The organism is Micromonospora sp. DT43, assembly GCF_049841645.1.
Lineage (GTDB): Bacteria > Actinomycetota > Actinomycetes > Mycobacteriales > Micromonosporaceae > Micromonospora.
Genome location: NZ_JBNCKR010000009.1, coordinates 89,722 through 106,045 on the forward strand (window position 1 = coordinate 89,722; position 16,324 = coordinate 106,045).

A 16,324-nucleotide genomic window follows, 5' to 3' on the forward strand; every position below is an offset into this window, starting at 1 on the left:
TGCTGACCACCGACAACCTAGTGCCGGCGGGCAACAATCCTCCCTCGCCGCCCGTACCGACCCGCCGGTGGTCAGCGGGGCAACGACCACAGCCCGTACGCGCCGTCGCGGCGCCGGCAGAGCAGTCGCCCGGGGAGGGCCTGACAGTCCCCGGACGCGTCCGGCAGCACGTCCAGCAGCCGGGCCCCGCCATCGGTGACGTCCAGGTCGGCGACGAGCAGGCCCCCGCCGGGATGACGGCGTACGCCGATCATCGGGCCGCCCTGGGCGAACCCGGCCAGCTCCCACCGACCCAGCTCGGCCAGCACCCGGCCGGTCGGTGGGTCGAGCACGACCAGGTCGTCCGCGCCGGGTCCGGCGCTGCTCAGCGTGGTGGCCAGGAGCCGACCGGCGTACGGCCAGACCCACCCCCAGCGGCCGCTCCCCCAGAGTTCCCGACCGGTGGCGGCGTCGAGCGCCCGCATTCCGCCGGAGCGGGTCAGCAAGCAGATGACGACTCCGCAGTCCGACGCGTACATCGCATCGCCGGCGGGCACGCGCCACCGCTGGCGCAGGTCGTCGAGCCCGTACGCGGTGGTCGTGGGCGACGGGCCACCGATGGTGAGCAGCAGGTCGTCCACCAGTTGCACGGACAGGCCGGACCCACCCGAGGCGGTGCCCAGGTCGGCGCGGGCCAGCACCACGCCTGTGGTCGCGTCGCGGACCTCCGTCGGGCCGTTCAGGCGGGCGACCACCAGGCGGTCCACCCCGTGCTCGCCGTCGCGGAAGACGAACTCACCGCCGGGGCTGATCGGCACCTGCCAGCGCACGGTGCCGCAGCACGGGTCGACCCCGCGCAGGGTGCCGGGCTGGTCATCGCTGACCTGGGACCACATGAGGATGTTGCCGTCGGGGAGCGCGGCGGGGCTGCCGGGCTGCTGCCAGCGGTACGCCCCGGTCCGGCGGTCCAGCGCCAGCGTGAGCGTCCCCTGCCGGTCCGGGCCGACCTCGTGGCCGGTGACGAGCAACGTCTCGCCCTGCTGCGCGACTCCCCAGTACCGGCCCTCGGCCGGTAACGGCACCTGCCAGACCGGCTCGCCACCGGGCAGCCGGGTGGCGGTGATCCGCCGCTGCCCGGTCCTGCCGAGCGGCTCGACGAGGACGAAGAGGTCGCCCGAGACCAGCGCGTCGGCGCCGGGATCGGCGGGCAGCGTCACCACCTCGCGCCTCTGGAACGACCCCGAACCGGCGAGGCCGGCCAGCAGCAGCACCAGGACCAGCGCGCACCGCAGGGGCCGCCAGTGGGTCGACGGCGGGCGGGGCAGCGGTTCGAGGTCCGGCTCGTGCCCCAGCTCCCCCAGGTCGATCACACCGCCGGTCACCGGGACAACCGCCACAGGCCGGTCGATCCGTCGAGGCGGCGGCAGAGCAGGACGGGCAGCGCGGCCTGACACCCGCCCGCGACGTAGGGCAGCACGTCCAGGACGCGCGTCCCTCCGGTGCGCAGGTCAAGCGCGGCGACCACGAGGTGGCTGCCGGCCGTCCGCACGCCGAGGAGCTCGTCGCCTCGCCGCAGTTGAGACACCAGCTGCCACTCACCCAGGTCGATGCGCTCCCGCCCGGTCGCCGCGTCGCGGACCGCGTACCGCTGGTCGGGCCCGGTCACCAGCAGCCTGTCTCCCCGGATCTCGACAAGCATGTCCGGGCCGGAGTCGGCCCAGCGGACGGCGCCGGTGGCCGGGTCGACGGCCTGGATGCCGCCGGTCTGCTGGACCGCGCAGAGCAGCTCTCCGCACGTGGTCGCCCAGGACACCAGCGGCACCGGGGACGTCCACACCGGATCGAGGCCGGGCAGGCCGTACGCGACAAGCCTGGTGCTGCCGGGTGGGACGAGCAGCACCAGGTCGCCCACCACCTGCACCCGCTGGAACGCCGAGCGGGCACCGGCCAGCGTGTCGAGGTCGCGCAGCAGGCGGCCGGAACCGGCGTCGTACACCTGGACCTCGCCGGTCGGCTGGACGAGCACGAGCTGGTCAACCTGATCGGGTGGACCGTGGAGTTCGGGGCTGCCCGAGACCGGCACCGAGACCGTCCACTGGACGGCACCGGTGTCGGGCGTCACCTTGCGCACCGCGCCCGACCCCTCGATCTCGTCGTTGACGAGGAGCAGGCCCCCGTCGGCCGTCCCCCGGGCGACCCCGGGATGCCGCCAGAGCTGGCGACCCGTCGCGGCGTCGAAGGCTGTCGTCTCGATCGTGCTGTTGGTGGCGCTGACGCCCGCGGCCAGCAGCAAGCCGCGTCGAGCCCACACGGCGAGGTAGTCACCCGTGCGCGCCAGCGGCGTCCGCCACCGGCGCCGCACGACGCTGTCGTCGTTCTCCGTGGGCAGGGCGTAGGCGGTCAGGTAGCGATCCCCGGTGGGCGTCGTCGCGTCGACGACGACGACGCCGTCCTCGGTGAGGTACGTCGAGGCGCCCGGCGCGGCCGGCACCGACGCCACCGTCCGCCCTGGCACCGGCGCCGCCCCGGCCAGCACGACGAGGGCCGCCAGCAGCACCGCTCCCGCCCGCAGCCGGCGGCCGGCGGCGCGCGGTCGGCGGACCGTCGGCGGCGACTCGGGCTCGTCCCGGACCTCGCCCAGCTCGATGATCGACAACGCCCGTCCCTTCATCGCCGGTGGGCCGACCGGAGGCGGCGGCCCCGGCAAACCGGCCGAGGGCGTACCGGCCCGGCAAAAGCGACGCATCCCCGCCTGTACGATGGCGCGTCGTGGCCGTGCCGGTGGTAGACCCTTCGCTGAATCCCGTGACCGACGCCGAGCCGGCCGAGGTCGAGCCGACACGGCGGCCTCGACGCCGCCCGGCCAGAGGCGACCTGTTGGCCCTCGGAGCCTATGTGGTGCTGGGCGTCTTCGTCTGCCTCCACTACTGGGGGGACGTGACCGGTCGGGTCTCGTCGCACCTGCCCACCGACCACAGCTGGTTCGAGTGGCTGTTCGCGCACGGCGCGTACTCGGTGCGGCACCTGGAGAACCCGCTGTTCACGGCCCGGCAGAACGCCCCGGACGGGGTGAACATGATGGCCAACACCTCGCTGCTCGGGCTGACCCTGCCGCTGTCGCCGCTGACGATGCTGTTCGGCCCGCAGGTCACGTACGCGCTCTACCTGGGAGGGGCCCTGGCGGCGACCGCCGGCACCTCCTACTGGATGCTCTCGCGGCACCTGGTGCGCTCCCGGGCGGCGGCCTTCGTCGGCGGGGCGTTCCTCGGCTTCGCGCCGGGCATCATCCACCACGCCAACGGCCAGCCGAACTTCGTGTCCAACTTCCTGCTGCCGTTGATCGTGGTGCGGGTGCTGCGGATGGGCGAGCCGGGCCGGTGGCGGCGCAACGGGCTGGTGCTCGGGGTGCTGGTTGCCTACCAGATCTTCATCAACGAGGAGATGCTGCTGCTCACGGCGCTGGCCTGCCTGGTCGTCGTGCTGGCGTACGCGGTGCAGCGGCCACGGGCGACGCGCGCCGCGGCCGGGCCGTTCCTGGCCGGAATGGGCGTCGCCGGCGGGCTGGCGCTGCTGCTGGCGGCGTACCCGATCTGGTTCCAGTTCAACGGCCCGCAGTCCTACCGCGGGCTCCAGGGTGGCGTGTTCCACAACTGGGGTGAGGACCTGGTCGCCTTCGTCACCTTCGCCCGGGACACCTGGGCGGGCGACCCGGCGGTGGAGCAGACGATCGGCATGACCGAGCAGAACACGTGGTTCGGCTGGCCGCTGGTGCTGCTGTCGGTGGTGGCCCTCGTGCTGCTGGTGCGCCGGTCGCTGGCCGCCCGGATCGTCGCCGTGCTGATCGTGGTCTTCACGGTGGCATCGATCGGGCCCCGGGTGCGCTTCGACGGCGTGGAGACCGGCGTGCGCGGCCCCTGGTCGTACGTGCCGGACGACCTGCCGCTTGTCGAGATGATGATGCCGACCCGGCTGACCCTTGTGGTCACCGCCGCGGTGGGCGTACTGCTGGCGCTGACCTGGGACGCGGCGGCCCGGCAGGGCCGCCCGGTGGCCGCGCCGGGTCGCGTGCCGGCCCCGCGCGCCGGAGAGCCGGCGACGTCCGACGAGCAGGCCGCGACCGCGCCTGTCGCGCCGCGCCGACGGTGGCTGCGCCCGCTGGGGTACGCGGCGGTCGCCCTCGCCCTGCTGCCGCTCTTTCCCCGACCGCTGCCCGCCCAGCAGATCGACCCGCCGCCGCACTTCATCACCGCCGGCGGCTGGCGGCCGTACGTGCCCGAGGGCCGCACGCTCGTGCCGGTGCCGATCCCGAGCAACGTGCACGGCCTGCCCACGCTGCGGTGGAGTGCGCTGACCGAGCAGGAGTTCCCCGTCCCGGGCGGCTACTTCATCGGCCCGAACGAGCTGGGCGAGGGTGTCTTCGGCGCGCCGAACCGGCCCACCAGCAGCCTCATCTACTCCACGATGGACAAGAACGCGGTCCCCGTCCTCACCGAGGAGAACCGCCGCCAGGCCGTCGAGGACCTGCGGTTCTGGAAGGCGTCGGTGGTGGTGCTCGGCGCACACCCGCGCGAGGCGGTGCTGCGTGAGCTGGTCACCGCACTGATCGGGCCGCCGCAGCGGGTCGACGACGTCTGGGTCTGGGACGTTCGCGCGCTCGTGGATCAGCGCTAGCCGACCAGAGCGCGCACGTCCCACACCCAGCCGCCGTCGACCTGGCGGCCGGGGCCGAGCAGCTCCTCGACGGTCCGGCGGACCGGTTCACCGTGCGTCAACCGGCCGAGCACCACCACGGCGGCCCGCCAGTGCCGCAGGTCTTCCACGGCCTGGCGGCGGTCGGCCTCGGTGAGCACCGGCACCGTGCCCGTCTCGGCGACCCGACGCAGCAGCACGGCGGTGGGCCGGTCCGGGGCGCCCCAGCGGGCCGCGGGATCGTCCGGGCCACTCGGTCCGATGAAGTACCCACCCGGGGCGCGGAACGCCAGCCCGGTGCGGGCGGACCAGAGCATCACCGGGCTCAGCGCGGCGCCGGTCACCGGGGGCACCGCCACCACGGTCCGGCCCACGGGCACCAGCGTTCGCCACCCTCCGTCGGCGACGAACCCCGGCACCGGCGCGACAGGCACCGCCCGGATCGGCGTCGGCGTGAGCGGCAGCAGCGCGGCGGCCACCGCGCCGGCCCCCAGCAGTCGTACCGGCAGTCCCGGCGCGGCCGGTGACCGGCGAACCGTCCGGACCCGGTCGGCGAAGAGCGCCACCAGGACGCCCAACACCGGCACGCAGACCAGCGCGAACCGGGCCGGCACCGCGAGGTCGAGCAGCGGCAGGCCGGCGACCAGCCGGTACGGGCCGGCGACGCCTGTGGCGGTGCCGTCCACCCGCAGGTCGGTGCCGAGTGACAGCAGGGCGAAGACGACACCGCAACCGGCCAGCGCGCGGACCAGTGGCCGCCGCCACAGCCAGCTCACGGTGACCACCGCGAGCACCAGCAGCCCAGGCCCGAAGAACGAGTTCTCCTCTGTCGGGTTCGGCGCGAGCAGCCCCGGCAGCCAGTCGTCACCGAGCACTGTCTGCCGGGCCGACGCGGTGAACGACGCGGCGTCGAGCTGGAAGCCGTGCGCGGCGAAGGCCATCCCGGTGTAGTGCTGCGGCCCGTGGAACTGGAACCACAGCGGGTACGCCAGCAGCGCCGCCGCCACCACCGCCGCCACCGCGAGCCGACCGAGCAGGGACGGCGCGAGGCGGCGGGCCGCGGCCCGGTCGGCGAGGGCGTAGCCCAGCGTGAACACCCCGGCGGCGAACGCCAGGAAGACGAGCACCTCCTCGCCGATGAACACCTGCCAGACGAGCAGCAGGCCGAGGGCGACACCGGGCCGCCACACCCCGCGCGGGCTCGACGCGGGACGGAACACCAGGGCGAGGATCGCCGGCAGCAGGAACTGGGCGGCCACGTGCAGATGCGCCCCGGCCTGGGCGATCATCCCGGGGGCGAAGCCACAGACCAGCCCGCCGAGCGCCGCCGCGGAACGGGCGGTGACAAGTCGACGGCGCAGCAGCACGTACCAGGCCGCGGCGGTGCCGGCGAGGCAGCAGACAACCGCCACGCAGAACGCCACCTGCGAGCCGAACAGCAGCGTGACAGGGGTCAGTGGGACACCGAGGCCGAGCACCGAGGTGTTCGCCATCAGGTTGACCCCGTCCGGGGCGTTCAGGGCGGTGCTGAAGAGCGGGTTCTCCCCCGCGACGACGGCGTGTGCCGCGTGGGCCAGCATCCACTCGAAGAGCACCTGGTCGCCGGCCTGGTGGAACAGCCGCCCGGGATGGCCCCACTGGGCGCTGGTCAGCAGCACCGCCAGCCCCAGGTAGCCGGCGACGACAAGCGCGTCCGGCAGCCAAGCCGGCCGGGTGGGGCGCGAGCGCGGCGGACCGGCCGCCGCCGCCGCATCCCCCGCCGCCTCCGTCGCCGCCGACGACGTCGTTCCGGTGGACATCAGACCGAGCGGTCGGTAAGCGCCCGGACGTCCCACACCCAGACGTCCAGCTCCTGCCGACCGGGGCCGACGAGCTCCTCGACGGTACGCCGCAGCGGTTCGACGTGCTGCTGACGCATCGGCAGCACCAGGATCGCCGCGTGCCAGTGCCGCAATTCGTCGGTGAAGCGACGACGCTGCCTGTCGTCCAACTTGGGGGTCCGGCCGGTGGTCGCCACCTCCTCCAGCAGTTGGCCCACCCCACTGGGCCGACCACCGAAACGACCGGGGTCGCCCGTGTTGCCGTTGCGGGGGGCGAGGAAGTAGCCGCCGGGGATCTTGAAGCCGAGGTTGGTGGCCGCCGCCCAGCGCATGCCGTGCGTGTTGCCCATGCTGGGCACCGGGATCGGCACGAGCGTCTGGTCCGGGCCGACGTATGCCCGCCAGCGGTCGGCGGTGATGAACTGCGGCACCGGAGGCCGGGAGACCATCCGCAGCGGCATCGGGGCGATAGGCAGCAGCGCGAACGCCAGACCGGCGGCGGTGAGCATCCGGACGGTACGCCTGTCGGCCGGGCGCAGCGCCCAGGCCCGTTCGACGGCGAGCGCGAGCAGCAGACCGATGACCACGGTGGTGATCAGGCCGAACCGGGTCGGCACGACCGCGTCCAGCAGGGGCAGGTGCACCAGCAGCTCCCACGGCCCGGCGATCAGCTCCCGGTCCCACCAGGAGATCCGCTCGCCGAGGGAGAGCAGGGCGAAGAAGCCACCGGTCGCGGCGAGCGCCCGGACCACCATCTCCCGCCGCAGCCACACCACGACGCCGACGGCCAGCAGCGACAGGCTCCAGCCGAAGAAGGCGTTCTCCTCGGAGTAGTTCGGGGCCAGGTTGACGTTGGCCCGCTGGTTGCCGCCGAGAGTGGCCGAGCCGGGTGCGAAGAAGGAGGCGATGTCGTTGCCGTAGTCCTGCACCGCGTCACTGAGCCCGTGGTACGCCATGGGCCCGGCGAACTGCACGTACAGCGGGTACGCCAGCAGCGCCCCGGCCAGCAGCGCGCAGGCGGCGAGGCCCGCGGCCAGCGGTCGCCACGCGGCCCGCCAGCGGGCCGGCTCCTGAGCCACCACCGCGAGCAGGAAGATCCCGCAGGCCAGCGCCGTGAAGAGCAGGATCTCCTCGTTGATGAACGCCTGCGCGGTGACGAGCAGGGCCAGCAGGGCGCCGTCGCGGACCGGCCGGCGCGAGCGGGTGAGCACCAGCACCCGCCAGACGATGAACGGCAGCAGGAACTGGCTGATGATGTTCGGGTGCCAACTGGCGTGCGAGAGCATCGCCGGGGAGAAGCCGCAGAACCAGCCGCCCGCCGCGGCCGCGAGCGGCGTCCGCACGACGTGGCGGCGGAGCATGAGGTACCAGGCCATGGCGGTGCCGGCGAGGCCGAGCGTCACCAGCACCACGAAGGACACCGCCGGCCCGAACAGCAGGGTCACCGGCACCATCGGGATGCCCAGCGCCAGTACGGCGGTGTTCGCCATCAGGTTGACGCCGTCGGGATAGTTGAACTGCTCGGTGTAGAACGGGTACTCGCCGTGCAGCACCACCCGCACCGAGTGGGCGAGGAAGAACTGCACCTGGGCGGGGTCTCCGGTATAGAGCGACGCCACCCGGCCGGCCGGGTCCATCCAGATCCGGCTGGTCACCCAGAGCGCGGCGAGCAGGAACAGCACGCCGACCGCCAGGTGCTGCCGCCGCCGCGTCCAGCGGGCCCGTCGGCGCGGTCCAGCCGCCCCTTCGGTGCCGTCGCCGTCGCCGTCGGCCGCGGCCGGTACGGCAGCCGGGTCGGCTTCGACCGGTACGGCAGCCGGGTCGGCTTCGACCGGCGGCGCCGGCGGGGCCTCGATCGGTGCCGCCGGTCGGGCTTCGGCCGGCGCGGCGGCCGTCCCCGGTACGGGTGGGGACGTGGGCCCAGGCTTCGGCGTGGGCTTAGGCTTCGGCGTGGGCTCAGGCGCGGTCGCGGTCTCGGGCTCGGCGGTGTGCACAGCGCCGCCGGGACGGGCGGCCGGGGCGGCGGGAGCGTCGACAGCCCGGGCCCGGGAAGCGGTGCGAGTGTGGTGGCTCACTGTCTCGTCGGGGCCGGCCGCCTCCGGGTGCGGCGCGGACAGGGCGCGGGACTCGGGAGGCGTCACAGTCGGCGGAGTCTACCCGAGCGGCGAAAAGGCACTAAAGCCCCGGTGGCGTCCATTGTGGTGGGTGCGGGACCGGCCACCGGCGGCGTCGCGTCGGACATCTCGTACTATGGCGCTTTCCGACAACGACGGCGAGGCGATCGGGGGCGGATCAGGTGACTCCGGGCCGCCGGCACGGCAGGACGCTCGCCATCCTGCTGACCGCGCTGTTGGCCGCCACCGCGTGCGGTCCCGTCGCGGAGCGCGCCCCCCGCGACCTGCGGGTGGGGTACGACAGCCTCGACGGCACGCTGACGGTGTGGCCGCCCCGGGGCGACCTGGCCGCCGATGCGGCGGCGACGGCGGCGGTCACCAGGGCGGTACGCGACTGGCGTTCACCGACCGACGACCGGGCACACCTGCCCTCGTCCGGCATCCTCTTCTCGGGCCGGGTCGACGGGGCCCCGGTGGCCCTGATCGCGGCCGACGTGCCCGGCGAGAGCGCGTCCTGGCTGCTGCAGCTCACCGGCGCCGGCGGTCGGTACGCGGTCGCCCGAGCCACCGAATACACCGACCCCGGCTACCTGGTCTACTCCGACGTGCTGCCGGTGCAGACGGCCGGCGGTCGGCGCTACCTGGTCTCCGCCCGGGTGCAGCAGCTGCTCGGGCCGCAGGGCCGGGCGCTTACCGTCGCCGACGGTCTCAGCGCCCCGGTCGACGTGCCGACCTGTACGGCGGTCGGCGTGACGGCGACCCTGCGGGCCACCGAGTCGCTGCCCCGCGGACGGGCCGCCGACCGGCTGCTCGACCTGGGCACCGGCACGACCGACCCGCGCTATCCGCTGGTCCGCGACGAGTCCGGCGCGGGCCGGCGGGCGCTCACCGGCCTGGACACCTGTGTGCTGGCCGGCGAGCGGGGTCCGTTCGGCAGCATCCCGCGTCGGATCGGTGACCGGGACGCGCCCAAGTCGGTGCCGACGTCCTGGCCGATGGCGAAGCTCTCCGTCCGCTCACTCGGCGAGGTGGCTCTCGGCGGCGGCGAGCCGGCCGAGTTGCAGCAGCTCAGCTGGGACACCGACGCCGGCATGATGACCGCTGTCGTCTACCGCCCGGCGGACGGGAGCGCGCCGGTGGTCTCGCCGGCCGACCGGGCCACACCGTTGCAGACGTACCAGCTGCCGGTGCCCGGCCAGCCGCTTGTGGTGCTGAGTTGGCGGGCCACCCGGGACAGCTCCCTGTCGGTGCCACCCGGCACCCCGCTGCTGGTGGAGCGCCCCGGTCTGGTGGTCGTCCCCGAGCCGGCCCGCACCCAGACCTACAGCCTGGCCAACACCGACAAGACCCACTACCGCTCGGTCACGCCCCGCTCCCGCTGAGCCCCGATCGTGCTCTCTCCGCCCCGACAGACGGGGGCGGAAGCCGCAGCACGGCGACCGAAAGCCCGACGGCGGGTGCCCCGTGGGGCGCCCGCCGTCGGGTCGAGCCGGCTCAGTTCTGGGCGGGGGTCCTGGTGGGGGTCAGCCGGTCCGGGGTGGCGTCCAGGCGGGAGATCCAGCCGGTGACGTCGCGGGCCACGTCCTGCGCGGTGAGGCCGAGGTCGGCGAGGATCTGCGCGCGGGTGCCGTGCGGGTGCCAGTCGGCCGGTACACCCAGGTCCTTGAGCGGCACCCGGACGTCGGCGTCGCGCATGGCCTGGCCGAGGGCGTCGCCGACGCCGCCGACGCGGACGCCGTCCTCGACGCTGACCACGAGCCGGTGGCGGGCGGCCAGCTCGACCAGCTCGGCCGGGACCGGGCGGACCCAGCGGGGGTCGACGACCGTGACACCGTAGCCCTGCTCGGCGACCCGGGCGGCGACCTCCATGCCCAACTGGCCGAAGGAGCCCACGGCGACGAGCAGCACGTCGGTACGCGCCGACTCGGCAAGCACGTCGACCGGGCCGACCCGGCGCAGCGCCGGCAGGTCCGCGGCGACCGTGCCCGTCGGGAAGCGCACCACTGTCGGGCCGTCGTCGACGGCCAGCGCCTCGCGCAGCTCCTCGCGCAGTGTGGCGGCGTCCCGGGGAGCGGCGATCCGCAGACCCGGCACTACTCCGAAGACGGACATGTCCCAGATGCCGTAGTGGCTGGGGCCGTCCGGACCGGTGATGCCCGCCCGGTCCAGCACGAAGGTCACCGGCAGCTTGTGCATGGCGACGTCCAGCAGGACCTGGTCGAAGGCGCGGTTGAGGAAGGTGGCGTAGACCGCGACCACCGGGTGCAGCCCGCCGAGCGCCAGACCGGCCGCCGAGGTGGCGGCGTGCTGCTCGGCGATGCCCACGTCGTACACCCGCTCGGGGTACTTGCGGGCGAGCTTGGCGATGCCTGTCGGCTCGGCCATGGCGGCGGTGATGCCCACCACGTCCGGACGCTCGTCGGCGATGGCCAGCAGCTCGTCGGCGAAGACGTGCGTCCACTTCACCGCCGGGGCGGCCAGCAGGGCACCGGTCTCCACGTCGAAGGCGCCACCGGGGCCGTGCAGGCAGTCGGCCTCGTCCTCCTCGGCCGGGCGGTAGCCGTACCCCTTGCGGGTGACGGCGTGCACGATCACCGGGCCGCCGAAGTTCTTCGCCGCGCGCAGCGCCGACTCGACGGCAGCCACGTCGTGCCCGTCCACCGGGCCGACGTACTTGATGCCGAGGTCCTCGAACATGGCCTGCGGGGCGACGGCGTCCTTGATGCCCTTCTTGACCGCGTGCAGCACCTCGTACATCGGCTTGCCGACGAGCGGCGTCGAGCCGAGGGCGTCCTTGACCGTGTCGAGGACCTTCTCGTAGCCGGGGTTGAGCCGCAGCGAGGAGAGGTGGTCGGCGAGGCCGCCGATCGTCGGCGAGTAGGACCGCCCGTTGTCGTTGACCACGATGACGAGGGAGTTGCCGGCGGTGGCGATGTTGTTCAGCGCCTCCCAGCACATGCCGCCGGTGAGCGCGCCGTCGCCGACCACGGCCACGACGCTGCGCGCCTCACCCCGCAGGGCGTACGCCTTGGCGAGGCCGTCGGCGTAGGAGAGGGCGGTGGAGGCGTGCGAGTTCTCGATGAGGTCGTGCTCGCTCTCCGCCTGGCTGGGATAGCCGGAGAGGCCGCCGCGCTGGCGCAGCTTGTCGAAGCCGGCCTGGCGTCCGGTGAGGATCTTGTGCACGTACGCCTGGTGGCCGGTGTCGAACAGGAGCCGGTCACGGGGGGAGTCGAAGACGCGGTGCATGGCCAGCGTCAGCTCGACCACACCGAGGTTGGGCCCGACGTGCCCGCCGGTGCGGGAGACCTTGGCGATCAGGAAGTCCCGAATCTCCGCGGCGAGAACATCCAGCTCCTCGCCCGACATCCGCTTGACGTCCTGCGGACCGCGTACCGTCCCCAGCAACCGACCGTGGTTGGCCGTTTCCTCTTCAACGCTCATGACCGGAGAGTCTATCGGCCGCCCGACACTCCGCAGCCTGGCCCGAGCCGGGCGCACCGCGACGGGTTGCTGAGCGCCTGGTCAGGGGCGATCCACGGCGGGCACGTCGACAGGCAGCAGGAGCCCCACCAGTTCGACGTGCTGGGTCATCGGAAACAGGTCGAAGCCGCGCAGCGCGGCCAGCCGCCAGCCCAGCCCGGTGAAGGTGCGGACGTCCCGGGCGAAGGCCGCCGGGTCGCAGGCCACGTACGCGACCGCTCGCGGGCCGGCGGCGGCCAGCGCGCGCACCACCGGGGCGCCGGCGCCCGAGCGCGGCGGGTCGAGCACCACCACGTCGACCGGGCCGGTGATCCGTCGGCGGGCCAGCGCGGTCTCCACCCGGGCCGCCACCACCTCCACGCGGGGCAGGTCGGCCAGGTTCTCGCGGGCCGCGGCGACGCCCTGTGCGGCGGCCTCCACCACTGTCACCCGCCCGGACGCGCCCACCCGGGCGGCCAGCCCGGCGGCGAACAGCCCGGCGCCGCCGTAGAGGTCCCAGGCCACCTCCCCCGGGCGCGGGTCGAGCAGTTCCAGCACGGCCGTGGACAGGGTGTCCGCCGCCGCCGGGTGCACCTGCCAGAAGGCGGACGCGGGCAGCGCCCAGTCCCGTCCGGCGGCGACCTCGCGCACCTCGGTGGGCCCGCTCACCGGCGTGGCCACCCCGTCGCGGACCTCGGCGACGCTCACGTCCCCGCCGGTGCTGGCGACGGTCTCCACCGCCTCGGCGGCCGGCCAGCGCGTGCCGCTGGGGGTGAGCACCGGCAGCTGCTGGATGGCCGGGTGGGCGATCCGACATCTGTCGATCGGCACGACCTCGTGCGAGCGGTGCTTGAGCAGGCCGGCGCGGTCCGCGGCGTCGACCGCGTAGCGGACCCGCGAACGCCAGCCCAGCAACCCGCCCGGCAGCGCCTCGACCCGGACGCCGAGCCGGTCCAGCTCGGCGTCGGTGAGCCCGCCGAGGCGGACCAGCTGCTCGCGCACCACTGCGGTCTTCCAGGCCAGCTGCGCGTCGGGGGCGACGTGTTGCAGGTCGCAGCCGCCGCAGGCGCCCGGCTTCGCGTACGGGCAGGGTGGCTCCACCCGGTCCGGCGAGGCGTCCAGCACGGTCACGGCGTCGGCCCGGACGAACCCCCGGTGCACCTCGGTGACCTCGGCGATCACCCGCTCGCCGGGCAGCGCGTGCCGGACGAACACCACCTGCCCGTCCACGCGGGCCACGCAGTGCCCGCCGGGGGCGACCGCGTCGACCGTCAGCTCGACGCGGTCCGCCTCCGCTAGGCCACGTTCCGCCTCGGCCAGGCCACGCTCGACCGCCACCGGCGGTCCGGTCCGCTCAGTCACGGCCGTTCCCGCCCGTCTCGGTGCCCACCGGGCCGGACTCGTCCTGCGGCGGTGCGGTGACCGCCGGTGGCACGGTGCCCCGGGGCCCCCGCGCCGGCGTGTTGGAGAGCGCGGCGTCCAGCCGGTCCAGGTTCTTGCTCGCGGTCGAGGCGAGCTGCCACGGGACGCTTACCACCATCACCCCCGGTTCGAAGAGCAGCCGGCCCTTGAGACGCAGCGCGCTCTGGTTGTGCAGGAGGTTCTCCCACCAGCGCCCCACCACGTACTCCGGGATGAAGACGGTGACCACGTCGCGCGGTGACATACGGCGGGTCGAGGCGACGAAGTCCAGGATCGGGCGGGTGATCTCCCGGTACGGCGAGTCGACGACTGTGAGCGGGATCGCCATCTCCCGCCGCTCCCAGTCGGCCTGCAGGTCGCGGGTGTCCTTCTCGTCGACGTTGACGGTCACCGCGGTCAGCGTGTCCGGTCGGGTCGCCCGGGCGTACGCGATGGCCCGTAGCGTCGGCTGGTGCAGCTTGCTGACCAGCACGATCGCGTGGTTGCGGGCGGGCAGCACGGCCCGGCCCTCGTCCGGCGGGGTCAGCTCGGTGGCGACCCGGTCGTAGTGCCGGCGGATGGCCAGCATCAGCGCGTAGATCACCGCCATCGCCGCGATCGCGATCCAGGCGCCGAGCAGGAACTTGGTGATCAGGACGATCACCAGCACAGTGCCGGTCAGCCCCATGCCGAAGGTGTTGATGGCCCGGGACCGCAGCATCCGATGCCGCGCCTCCGGGTCCCGCTCGGTGCGCAGGCGCCGGTTCCAGTGTCGGATCATCCCGGCCTGGGACACGGTGAACGAGACGAAGACGCCGACGATGTAGAGCTGGATGAGGCGTGTCACCTCGGCCTGGAACCCGACGATCAGCACGATCGCGAAGAGGGCGAGGAAGGTGATGCCGTTGGAGAAGGCCAGCCGGTCACCCCGGGTGTGGAACTGGCGGGGCAGGTAGCGGTCCTGGGCGAGGATCGAGCCGAGCACCGGGAAGCCGTTGAACGCGGTGTTCGCGGCCAGGAAGAGGATGAGCGCGGTCATCCCGGCCACCACGTAGAGCAGGAACGAGCCGGAGCCGAAGACCGTCTCGCCGAGCTGGGTGGTCACCGTCTTCTGCACGTACCCGTCGGGGCCCGAGACGATCTGCAGGGCCGGGTCCTCGACGAACTGCAGACGGGTCAGCCGGGCCAGCCAGATGATCCCGACCAGCAGGCTCACCGCGATCACGCCCAGCAGCAGCAGCGTGGTGGCGGCGTTGCGGCTCTTCGGGGCCTTGAACGCGGGCACGCCGTTGGAAATCGCCTCGACACCGGTGAGCGCGGCGGCACCCGAGCTGAACGTCCGCAGCAGCAGGAAGACGAGCGCGAAACCGGTCACGCTGTGCTCGGCCTGGATGACCAGGTCGGCACTTGGCGCACGGAGGTCGTCGCCCAGCACGAAGACGCGGAACAGACCGGTGAGCAGCATTCCGCCCATCACGATCACGAAGCCGTAGGTGGGGATGGCGAACGCGGTGCCCGACTCGCGCAGCCCGCGCAGGTTGACGGCGGTCAGCAGGACCACCGCGAGCACCGCGATCATGACCTTGTGGGTGGCCACGAACGGCACCACCGAGCCGAGGTTGGCCACCCCGGAGGAGACCGACACGGCCACCGTGAGCACGTAGTCGACGAGCAGGGCGCTGGCCACGCCGACCCCGAACTTCGGCCCGAGGTTGACGGTTGCCACCTCGTAGTCGCCGCCGCCGGAGGGGTAGGCGTGCACGTTCTGCCGGTAGCTGGCCACCACCGTGAGCATCACCACCACCACGGCGAGGGCGATCCACGGGGAGAAGAAGTACGCCGAGGTGCCGGCGATGGAGAGGGTCAGCAGGATCTCGTCAGGCGCGTACGCGACGCTGGATAGCGCGTCGGAGGCGAACACGGGCAGCGCGATGCGCTTCGGCAGGAGGGTGTGCTGCAGACGGTCGGACCGGAACGGTCGACCGAGGAGCATTCGCTTCAACAGCGAGGTGGGACTGGCCACGAACGCCAAGGGTACGACCACCACTGTGCGAACGCGGGGGTGGGCGATCACGATCGGCCGCGATGAGGGGGTACGGTCGGTCCCGCTGTCGACCCGGACGTGGCAGGCTCGGACCCGAAGCCACAGGCGGCGGAAGGCCAGCGGCAGCGGTACGCACCTTGGGAGGGACAGCGTGCACGTCGTGATCATGGGATGTGGCCGGGTCGGGTCGACCCTCGCCCACAGCCTGGAATCCCGGGGGCACTCGGTGGCGGTGATCGACCAGGACGCCGACGCCTTCCGGCGACTCGGCCCCGACTTCGCCGGGATCACGGTGACCGGGGCGGGCTTCGACGGCGAGGTGCTGCGCCAGGCCGGCATCGAACGCGCGGACGCCTTCGCCGCCGTCTCCAGCGGTGACAACTCCAACATCATCTCGGCGCGGTTGGCCCGCGAGACGTTCGGTGTGTCCCGCGTGGCGGCCCGCATCTACGACCAGCGCCGGGCCCAGGTCTACGAGCGGCTGGGCATCCCCACTGTGGCGACGGTGCGCTGGACGGCCGACCGGATGCTGCGGCACCTCGTGCCGGAGGGCAACGTGGAGATCTTCCGCGACCCGACGAGCACCGTGTCGATAGTCGAGGTCCCGGTGCACAAGGAGTGGATCGGCCGGCCGGTGCGCGCCCTGGAGGAGGCGGCCGGCGCGCGGGTGGCCTACCTGATCCGCTTCGGCATCGGCACGCTGCCCACCGCGTCCACAGTCGTCCAGGAGGGCGACCAGGTGTTCATGCTGGTCAGCGACGACATCGTGGCGACTGTCACGTCGGTGGCGGCGACGCCGCCGGAAGGGGGGCACTGAG

Annotated in this window: 10 protein-coding genes; 3 read left to right on the plus strand and 7 right to left on the minus strand. The window is 73.6% G+C overall.

Features of this window, described 5'->3' with window-relative positions:
* Positions 1-71: 71 nt before the first annotated feature.
* The gene (locus ACLQ26_RS21455) at positions 72-1,361 is read right to left on the minus strand and encodes a PQQ-binding-like beta-propeller repeat protein (RefSeq protein WP_425746124.1); all 1,290 of its coding nucleotides are present in this window, start codon (positions 1,359-1,361) and stop codon (positions 72-74) included.
* Complete coding sequence (locus ACLQ26_RS21460; RefSeq protein ID WP_425746125.1) at positions 1,358-2,635, minus strand: PQQ-binding-like beta-propeller repeat protein; 1,278 nt, start codon at positions 2,633-2,635, stop codon at positions 1,358-1,360. Before ACLQ26_RS21460 ends, ACLQ26_RS21455 begins: the two co-directional genes overlap by 4 nt.
* Positions 2,636-2,775: 140 nt before the next feature.
* Here ACLQ26_RS21460 and ACLQ26_RS21465 point away from each other — a divergent pair, with 140 nt between their 5' ends.
* Positions 2,776-4,650 carry a hypothetical protein gene (locus tag ACLQ26_RS21465; RefSeq protein ID WP_425746254.1) on the plus strand — a complete coding sequence of 625 codons (1,875 nt, stop codon included), beginning with the start codon at positions 2,776-2,778 and terminating at the stop codon, positions 4,648-4,650.
* Here the strand turns inward: ACLQ26_RS21465 and ACLQ26_RS21470 are convergent.
* Positions 4,647-6,467, minus strand: coding sequence for a hypothetical protein (locus tag ACLQ26_RS21470; RefSeq protein WP_425746126.1), 1,821 nt, complete (start codon positions 6,465-6,467; stop codon positions 4,647-4,649). The two genes, ACLQ26_RS21465 and ACLQ26_RS21470, sit on opposite strands and share 4 nt — an antisense overlap.
* A complete protein-coding gene (locus ACLQ26_RS21475) occupies positions 6,467-8,629 on the minus strand; it encodes a hypothetical protein (protein ID WP_425746127.1) in 2,163 nt (720 codons plus the stop codon). The genes ACLQ26_RS21470 and ACLQ26_RS21475 overlap by 1 nt, the downstream gene beginning before the upstream one ends.
* A 155-nt stretch (positions 8,630-8,784) precedes the next feature.
* Here ACLQ26_RS21475 and ACLQ26_RS21480 point away from each other — a divergent pair, with 155 nt between their 5' ends.
* A complete protein-coding gene (locus ACLQ26_RS21480; protein WP_425746128.1) occupies positions 8,785-9,984 on the plus strand; it encodes a hypothetical protein in 1,200 nt (399 codons plus the stop codon).
* Positions 9,985-10,096: 112 nt separating this feature from the next.
* On the opposite strand, the gene dxs is transcribed toward ACLQ26_RS21480, so the two are convergent.
* From dxs to ACLQ26_RS21495, 3 genes are all read right to left on the minus strand, one after another.
* Positions 10,097-12,043, minus strand: coding sequence for a 1-deoxy-D-xylulose-5-phosphate synthase (gene dxs, locus ACLQ26_RS21485; protein WP_425746129.1), 1,947 nt, complete (start codon positions 12,041-12,043; stop codon positions 10,097-10,099).
* Between the two features lie 81 nt (positions 12,044-12,124).
* On the minus strand, positions 12,125-13,423 hold the full coding sequence (locus ACLQ26_RS21490) for a class I SAM-dependent RNA methyltransferase (protein WP_425746130.1): 1,299 nt from the start codon (positions 13,421-13,423) through the stop codon (positions 12,125-12,127).
* On the minus strand, positions 13,416-15,485 hold the full coding sequence (locus tag ACLQ26_RS21495) for an APC family permease (RefSeq protein WP_425746131.1): 2,070 nt from the start codon (positions 15,483-15,485) through the stop codon (positions 13,416-13,418). The genes ACLQ26_RS21490 and ACLQ26_RS21495 overlap by 8 nt, the downstream gene beginning before the upstream one ends.
* A 172-nt stretch (positions 15,486-15,657) precedes the next feature.
* On the opposite strand from ACLQ26_RS21495, the gene ACLQ26_RS21500 reads away from it, so the two are divergent.
* Positions 15,658-16,323, plus strand: coding sequence for a potassium channel family protein (locus tag ACLQ26_RS21500; RefSeq protein WP_363682291.1), 666 nt, complete (start codon positions 15,658-15,660; stop codon positions 16,321-16,323).
* Position 16,324: the final 1 nt, after the last annotated feature.

Bases quoted from the DNA above. Each gene is read 5' to 3' on its own strand.
- ACLQ26_RS21470 (WP_425746126.1), bottom strand. From the start codon at position 6,467: ATGTCCACCGGAACGACGTCGTCGGCGGCGACGGAGGCGGCGGGGGAT.
- dxs (WP_425746129.1), bottom strand. From the start codon at position 12,043: ATGAGCGTTGAAGAGGAAACGGCCAACCACGGTCGGTTGCTGGGGACG.